The sequence below is a fragment of the Pseudomonas sp. P7779 genome (assembly GCF_013386315.1).
Taxonomy (GTDB): domain Bacteria; phylum Pseudomonadota; class Gammaproteobacteria; order Pseudomonadales; family Pseudomonadaceae; genus Aquipseudomonas.
On sequence record NZ_JACARZ010000018.1, the window covers coordinates 128,411 to 136,322 of the forward strand.

Annotated in this window: 8 protein-coding genes; 3 read left to right on the forward strand and 5 right to left on the reverse strand. The window is 61.7% G+C overall.

Annotated elements, in window-relative coordinates; translation table 11 throughout:
* Positions 1-65: 65 nt before the first annotated feature.
* The 3 genes from asd to HX869_RS06625 are packed head-to-tail and all read right to left on the reverse strand — an operon-like array spanning position 66 to position 3,352.
* On the reverse strand, positions 66-926 hold the full coding sequence (asd, locus tag HX869_RS06615; protein ID WP_003217535.1) for an archaetidylserine decarboxylase: 861 nt from the start codon (positions 924-926) through the stop codon (positions 66-68).
* A gap of 16 nt (positions 927-942) precedes the next feature.
* Complete coding sequence (locus tag HX869_RS06620; RefSeq protein WP_178902891.1) at positions 943-1,758, reverse strand: rhodanese-like domain-containing protein; 816 nt, start codon at positions 1,756-1,758, stop codon at positions 943-945.
* Between the two features lie 58 nt (positions 1,759-1,816).
* Positions 1,817-3,352, reverse strand: coding sequence for an HDOD domain-containing protein (locus HX869_RS06625; protein WP_003217533.1), 1,536 nt, complete (start codon positions 3,350-3,352; stop codon positions 1,817-1,819).
* 166 nt (positions 3,353-3,518) lie between these two features.
* Here HX869_RS06625 and motA point away from each other — a divergent pair, with 166 nt between their 5' ends.
* A complete protein-coding gene (gene motA / locus HX869_RS06630) occupies positions 3,519-4,370 on the forward strand; it encodes a flagellar motor stator protein MotA (protein ID WP_178902892.1) in 852 nt (283 codons plus the stop codon).
* A gap of 3 nt (positions 4,371-4,373) precedes the next feature.
* Positions 4,374-5,396: a flagellar motor protein MotB gene (motB, locus tag HX869_RS06635; protein WP_177069123.1), complete on the forward strand. Its 1,023-nt coding sequence runs from the start codon at positions 4,374-4,376 to the stop codon at positions 5,394-5,396.
* 75 nt (positions 5,397-5,471) lie between these two features.
* Here motB and HX869_RS06640 read toward each other — a convergent pair whose 3' ends face one another.
* Both HX869_RS06640 and rsgA read right to left on the reverse strand, forming a co-directional pair.
* A complete protein-coding gene (locus HX869_RS06640; RefSeq protein WP_102370214.1) occupies positions 5,472-5,867 on the reverse strand; it encodes a type II toxin-antitoxin system PemK/MazF family toxin in 396 nt (131 codons plus the stop codon).
* Between the two features lie 300 nt (positions 5,868-6,167).
* A complete protein-coding gene (rsgA, locus tag HX869_RS06645; protein ID WP_003217530.1) occupies positions 6,168-7,199 on the reverse strand; it encodes a small ribosomal subunit biogenesis GTPase RsgA in 1,032 nt (343 codons plus the stop codon).
* Between the two features lie 106 nt (positions 7,200-7,305).
* On the opposite strand from rsgA, the gene orn reads away from it, so the two are divergent.
* Positions 7,306-7,848, forward strand: coding sequence for an oligoribonuclease (gene orn / locus HX869_RS06650; RefSeq protein WP_003217529.1), 543 nt, complete (start codon positions 7,306-7,308; stop codon positions 7,846-7,848).
* Positions 7,849-7,912 lie beyond the last annotated feature (64 nt).

Genomic DNA, 7,912 nt, shown 5'->3' on the forward strand with positions numbered 1-7,912 from the left:
TTGAGGTTGGGACGCGGAGCGTCCCGGGATGCATTCCCACGCGGAGCGTGGGAATGATCGCTAGGTCAGGCTTTCGGCAAACCCATGCCCTGGCCCATCTGCACCGGCGTCCCCGCCTGCAGTGCTTCCGACCATTGAACCTGGTCCGGCCCAAACAGCACGATTGCCGTCGAACCCAGCTTGAAGCGCCCCAGTTCCGCACCTTTTTCCAGGTGGATCGGCCCACGGGCAGCTTCGTCATAACGGAAGGTTTTCAGCTCGCGTTTTGGCGGCGTTACCAAGCCTGCCCAAACCGTTTCAATCGACGCCACGATCATCGCGCCAACCAGCACCACGGCCATCGGGCCGCGTTCGGTGTCGAAGATGCAGGCAACACGCTCGTTACGCGCAAACAGTTCCGGCACATTTTCGGCCGTGGTCTGGTTCACCGAGAAGATTCGGCCAGGGATGTAAACCATTTCCCGCAGGGTGCCGGCCAATGGCATATGCACCCGGTGGTAGTCCTTCGGCGACAGGTAAACAGTGGCGAAATCGCCGCCCATGAACGGCGCAGCCACCGCCGCATCGCCGCCCAGCAATTCCAGCACGCTGAAGCTGTGGCCCTTGGCCTGGAACACCCGGCCATGTTCAATCGGGCCCAACTGGCTGACAGCGCCATCGGCCGGGCTCAACACCGCGCCTGGGGTCTGATCCAGCGGCCGTGCACCGTCTTTCAACGCGCGGGTGAAGAAGGCGTTGAAGTGCTCGTAAGCCGTCACGTCTTCAACCAGGGCCTGGGACATGTCCACTTGATAACGCTTGGCAAACCAGCTGGTGAACGCATTCTTGAACCAGCGCACGCGGCATTCGGCAATGCAACCGGCCAGACGCGACAGCAGGTGGTGGGGCAGCAAGTACTGGCTGAGGATGAACAACTGCTTTTTCATTAACTGTCCTTAAACCTTAAATCTCAACGGGGGTGTCGGGGTGGTTACCCCATTCGCCCCAGGAACCGGCATAACCTTTGACTCGCGGATAACCGAGCGCCTTGGCCACCAGGTAGGTGAAGCCAGAACGGTGGTGAGTCTGGCAGTGGGTGATGATTTCTTTGTCGCGGGTCAGCCCGAGGTCTTCGAGGATCTGCGGCATGTCGCGGCGGATGCGCAGTTGGCGTGCCTTGTCCATGCCGGCGGTCCATTCGAAGTTCACCGCGCCCGGGATGTGTCCACCCTTGGCCGCGAGGACTTTCTCGCCGGAGTATTCCAGCGGGCCACGGGCGTCCCAGATGCCGAGGTCGGCAGCGCCGAGACGGCTTTGCAGGTATTCGCGGGTGGCGGTGGGTTCTTCATGCAACGTCAGGCTGACCGGGCCGCCGGCGCTGGCCGGTACCTCGGTGGACACTGGGTGTTTTTCTTCCAGCCACGCCAGCAGGCCGCCGTCGAGGTAGTGGTATTTCTTGTGGCCGATGACGTCGAGCATCCAGATGAATCGCCCGGCCCAGCCACCGCCTTCGTCGTCATACACCACGTAAGTGGCATCCGGGGTGTGGCCCAGTTCGCCGAACAGCTTTTCCAGATCGGCCTTGCCCGGCAGCAGGCCCGGTGCCGGTGGCTGGCCCAGTTGGGTGCGTTTTGGATCAACGAAACGTGCGCCGGGGATATGCCCTTCGGCGTAACGCGCAGTGCTGGTGAGGTCCACCAGGATCAGGTGTTCGGCATCGAGGCGACCGAGCAGGTCACTGGCCTCGATGACCAGCGGCAAGCCAGAGAAGTCAGGCATGTGAGGTCTCCTGGGCATAAAAATTGGGCGCTAAGGGAGGGCGATTGTAGCGCAAGCGTCAGGCACTGCGGTTGGTAAAGCTGTGCAGGGCCTTTTCGATGCATTGGGCGGTTTTGCCGAAGGCCTGCACGGTGGTTTCCGAGAACGGCCCGCCGCCCTGGTCGGCCACCATCAGCATCACCACCCGGCCATTGCAGCTCAGGGAGCGCAGCAGCAGGTGTTCGCCCTTGAACAGGCGGCGCAGCTCCGGCGGCAGCAGTGCCGAGAACTGGGCGTGGTTGTCGGGGTTGAGGCGCACCTGGGCGGACTTGGCCAGCAGGCGTTGCAGCAGGGTGCTTTGCGCCACGTCGAGGCTCATGTGGTCGGCGTCCTTCGGCAGGCCGTCGACTTGATGCACACGCAAGGTGCTCAAGGTTTTGTCCGCCATCAGCAGCATCACCCGTTGCATGCCGCAGGCCACGAGGGCTTCCTTGGCGCAGGTGGTCAGGTGCATGGCATTGGCAAAGCGGCTCGGCTCTACGAGCAATTCGGTGCAGCGCTTGCGCCAGATCGCCAGGGACTCGGCGGTGGGCGGGGGGGCCGGCAGCAAACCGTGGTGAACGCGCTGCACATCCCATGGCCAGATCAACGACAGCGCCGGGTGCCACAGGTCGCGCATCAGGGTGCTGCGGGCGCTGATCGCCGCGTGTTGGTGGGACTGTTGCTGCACTTCGGCCAACGGTTGTTGCAGGTAAAGCGCAGTGAGGTATTGCCAGCGCTGGGTGTGCGGGCAGGTCCAGGACTCCTGCGCCGCCAGCGCCAGGCCGTTGGCCAACAGCACAGTGTTGGCCGGCTGGTTCAGCCAGCGACGCAGGTTCGGGTCGGCATCCAGCAACTGCTGTTGGCGCAACGGCTCGTCTTCACGGGCAATGCTCAGCGCCTTGACCAGCAAGCGTTGTTCCGTCAGCAGCAACGTATAACCCTGGGATACCCAGATCGGCAGGCGCCAGGTGTTGGTCAACCCGAGGCACAGGTCCAGCAGGCGTACGCCGAACAGCTCCTGTTCGACTGTGCGGGCCGATTCACCCTTGTGGATCACCCGCAGCTCCCATTCTTCCAGCAGCTTGGGATAGGCAATCGCCATCGGCCACAGCGGCGAAAGGAACAGCAGGCTGCCCCAGTGAATGTCTTGCCATAATCGCGCCAGGCGGCTGGCGAACAGGCCGCTGGCTTGTTGCGACGCGTGCTGGCTGATCATCTGCAGCTGGCGCAGGGCCACGGGGATTTCATTCAGCGGCACGGAAGGCAGGCGCCGCAGCAGCTCCTCGGTGCGCTTGAGGCCGAGGCGATTGATCGCCACTTCGAGGTTTTCTGCCGGCTCCGCGAGGCTGCCGTGGGCCTGGTTGTTGGCCTCGCGCATCACGCTCAGCACCAGCGCCGGGCTGTTCTGCATCAGCTCTGCAATATCCCGCAACGAACTGCGGTTGTCGCCGATGGCCTTGCAAACCCGGTCGTGGCTCGCCTGTGGAACAGGCAACAGCACATCGTCCAGGCGCTTTATCCAAGCGGCGAGGGTGGCGGGTTTTTGAGTTGGGACTGTCGTTTCATTTGCCATGATTGGGGCGCGATCATCACTTGCGGTCAACACGCCCGGGACGGGCCGAACTGGTTTTTCGCCATAACGGGCTATAGTCTGGCGCAGATTTGCCGATAAGTAGAACAAGAGTTTTCAACTCTTGCGAATATGACCCTGAACCCGACGGCGCAAGTACTCATCCCCTATGGCTAAAATTATCGGCATCATCGTCGTCATCGCGAGCGTGCTCGGCGGATACGTCCTTTCCCACGGCAAGATTGCGGCGCTGATCCAGCCTTTCGAAGTGCTGATTATCGGCGGTGCGGCGTTCGGCGCATTCCTGCAGGCCAACCCCGGCTACATGACGATGCACGTGATCAAGAAGTCGCTGGGCATGTTCAGCTCGCGCTTCTCCCACACCTTCTACCTGGAAGTGCTGGGGCTGATCTACGAGATCCTCAACAAGAGCCGCCGCGAAGGCATGATGGCCATCGAAGGCGACATCGAGGACGCCACGGCGAGCCCGATTTTTGCCAAGTACCCGGCCGTGCTCAAAGACGAGCGCATGACCGCCTACATCTGTGATTACCTGCGCATCATGTCGTCCGGCAACATGGCGCCCCATGAGCTGGAAGGCCTGTTCGACATGGAACTGTTCAGCCTCAAGGAAGAGCTGGAGCACCCATCCCATGCCGTGACCGGCATCGCCGACGGCATGCCCGGTTTCGGTATTGTTGCCGCGGTGCTCGGGATCGTGGTGACGATGGCCTCCCTCGGTGAAGGCGACCAGAAAGCCATCGGCATGCACGTAGGTGCGGCACTGGTAGGTACCTTCTTCGGTATTCTCGCGGCCTACGGTTTCTTCGGCCCGCTGGCCACGTCCCTGGCCCACGATGCCAAGGAAGAAGTGAATCTGTACGAAGCCATCAAGGCCTGCCTGGTGGCTTCGGCTTCCGGCATGCCGCCATCGCTGGCGGTGGAGTTCGGGCGCAAGGTTCTGTATCCGAAGCACCGTCCAAGCTTCGCTGAGCTGGAACAAGCGGTTCGCGGTCGCTAAGCCATGGAAAACAACCAGCCGATCATCATCAAGCGCGTCAAGCGCTTCGCTGCGGGGCACCATGGCGGCGCCTGGAAAATCGCCTTCGCCGACTTTGCGACGGCGATGATGGCGTTCTTCCTGGTGCTGTGGCTGATGTCCACCGCCACGCCGGAACAGAAGATCGCCATCGCCGGTTACTTCAAGGACCCCATCGGTTTCTCCGAGAGCGGCACGCCTTTTGTGATCGACCTCGGTGGTTCGCCGCAACTGGCGCCCGAGCGCACCATCAACCCGGAAATCAAGACCGACTCGCCGCAGGAAAAGATCCCGATCGAGCGCGACACCGTCGAGAGCATGGCCGAACAGGTCGAGCAGGAACGCCTGGAATTGCTGCTGCAGGAACTGCAAACCAAGGTTGAGGAAAACCCGCAACTGCTGAAGTTCAAGGACCAGATTTCCTTCGAGATCACCCCGGATGGCTTGCGCATCCAGATCACGGACGCCGCCAACCGGCCGATGTTCGATTCCGGCAGTGCACGCTTGAAGCCGTACTTTGAAGACATCCTGCTGGCCATGGCCGACACCATCAAGGCGGTGCCGAACAAGATCAGCATCAGCGGCCACACCGACGCCAAGCCGTATGCGGGCCAGGGCGACTTCGGCAACTGGGAGCTCTCGGCCAACCGGGCCAATGCCGCGCGTCGTGCACTGGTGGCCGGCAGCTATCCGGACCCGCAAGTGGCACGGGTGGTGGGGTTTGCTTCCTCGCAGCTGTTTGATCCCAAGGATCCGTTCAATCCGATCAACCGACGCATCGATATCGTCGTGCTGACCAAAAAGGCCCAGCGGGCGATTGAAGGCGACCCACCTGCGACGCCACCGGCGCCGACCCAGGGTGAAGGCGCGCCGGGCGAAGTGCCGGCAGACCCGAACGCACTGCCGCCCGAGCAGGAGCCGCTGCCGGCCCATGAGCTGCGGCAGAAGCTGAACCTGTTTGATGACGGCGGGATGAAAGACCCGACTCTGCCCGCCACGGGTTCATGAGGCCGTCAGACTCAATCGGTTGCTTCGACGATTAAAAAAGCCCCGGGTTCTCGGGGCTTTTTTCTGTCGGTTGTATCAGAGCGGGAGGTAGGCCTTCACACCGTCAATCACGCCTCGCATATCTTCCGCGCCCAAGCGCGGCACGAAATACTCTCGCCCAGTGGTCCTGGTCTTTCTGTGCAGTTTGTCCAGTCGTTCGAAACTGACCGTGTAGATCATGTCGCATTTCACCCACAGCGCTTTATAGCCATCGGTATGCAGCGGATTGGTTCGCAATAAATGGTGCCAGTCGTGCTGGATGTCAGGCGCTGTGGAGGAAATCGGGACCACTGTGCACAGTTTTCGGCTGTGGGTGACAGTCGGCGAGATCACAACGACTTTGCGGATCTTCAGCATTTCGGGCGCTACAAAGCCCCGAGTGAAGTCGCACAGAAGAACATCGCCTTGTTTGGGATGGTAGTAGAGAGGCAATCGTTGATTCCCCGGAAAAAGCAAAGCCGCCCGAAGGCGGCTTCATTCGACACGCAGTGGAGCTTGCTTCGCCCCTTCTGCGCCGCTGGATCAACCCCGAAAAGGATCCAGACTCCTGCCAGCTTGCGCTGGTGACGGAACGAGTATGAGCATTGGGAAAATCGAATTCAAGCTGGCTTGCGTCATGGGCCGCCCAGTTGCAGCGGATTCTTGATGGCTGACTCGATTTAATCAATGGGGTCGGGGGTTCCGTGCCGTGCCTTATGTGTATCAAGGCATGGCACGGCACCGGTTTGCTGCTTAGTAACTGGTCTCGGGCAAGCTGGCGATGATCGAGCGATAGCTGTTCATTCGCTGCTGCTGCACGCGGCCGTCTTCCAGTGCCTTGAGCAGGGCGCAACCCGGCTCGCGGTCATGTTTGCAGTCACGGAAGCGGCAGGTGCCGATCAAGTCGTTGAACTCGATAAAGCCCGCTTCAACATCGGCACGGCTCACATGGCCCAGGCCGAATTCACGGATGCCGGGGGAGTCGATCAGCTCGCCGCCGCCCGGAAAGTGGAACAATCGCGCGGTGGTGGTGGTGTGGGTGCCCTGGCCGGACAGCTCCGACAGCGGGCCAACACGGGTTTCGACTTCCGGCAACAGGCTGTTGACCAGGGACGACTTGCCCACGCCCGACTGGCCGACGAACACGCTGATGCGCCCGTCCAGTTCAGTCTGTAACTGTTCCATGCCATTGCCGTGATGCGCCGAGACTTCCAGCACCGGGTAGCCGAGGGTGCGGTACACCGCCAGCAACGCGTTGAGCGCCGGGGCGTTCTGTTCGTCGATCAGGTCGAATTTGTTCAGCAGCAACAGCGGGCGAATGCCGGCGTGTTCGGCGGCTACCAGGTAGCGGTCGATCAGGTTGGCATGGGGTTCGGGCAGTGGCGCGAAGACAATGACGATCATGTCGACGTTGGCCGCTACCGGCTTGAGCTGGCCACGGCTGTCGGGGCGACGCAGTTCGGTGGTGCGCGGCAACTGGGCGACGATCACGCCGATGCCCTGGTTGCCGGCACGCCATACCACCTTGTCGCCGGTCACCAGCGCTGGCAGGTTGGCGCGCAGGTGGCAACGGAACACCTGGCCGGCGTGATCGCCTTCGGTGGCCTCGACTTCGACCTGCACACCGAAGTGCGCGATCACCAGGCCCGTTTGCTCGGGGCCCAGGTCGCCGCCCTCAAGCGCTTCCACGGCGGAGGATTCACGTTTGGCGGCGCGGGCAGCGCGTTCGCCCTGAATCTTTTCGATGCGCCAGTTTTGGCGACGGTTGAGCTGGCGTTTGGCCATTGGTGTTCCGTGTCGATAATGCAAAGGTTAGGTGAAACGGTCGCGAGTCTAGCACGCCCTGCCTGCTAAACTGCGCAGCTACGCCAAGGTGCCAAGGAACCACGACATGCAAAACCCACAGAACCTGATTTGGATCGATCTGGAAATGACCGGTCTGAACCCTGACACCGACGTCATCATCGAGATGGCGACCATTGTCACCGACAGCAACCTCAACACCTTGGCCGAAGGTCCGGTGATCGCCATTCACCACAGCGACGCGGTGCTGGCCACCATGGACGAGTGGAACACCCGCACCCACGGCAACTCGGGCCTGACCCAGCGTGTGCGCGACAGCCGCGTGAGCATGGCCGAGGCTGAAGCCGAAACCATCGCCTTCCTGGAAAAGTGGGTGCCCAAGGGCAAGTCGCCGATCTGCGGCAACAGCATTTGCCAGGACCGCCGCTTTCTCTATACCCACATGAAGGCGCTGGAAAGCTACTTCCACTACCGCAACCTGGACGTGTCGACCTTGAAGGAGCTGGCCGCGCGCTGGGCGCCGGAAGTCAAAGACAGCTTCCACAAGGGCAGCACCCACCTGGCGCTGGACGATATTCGCGAGTCGATTGCCGAGTTGCAGCATTACCGCAAGCATTTCATCAAGTTCTAAAGCGGTAATACCTGAGCCCAGCGGGCTTTTGTGGCGAGGGGCTTGTCTGTGGCGAGGGGGCTTG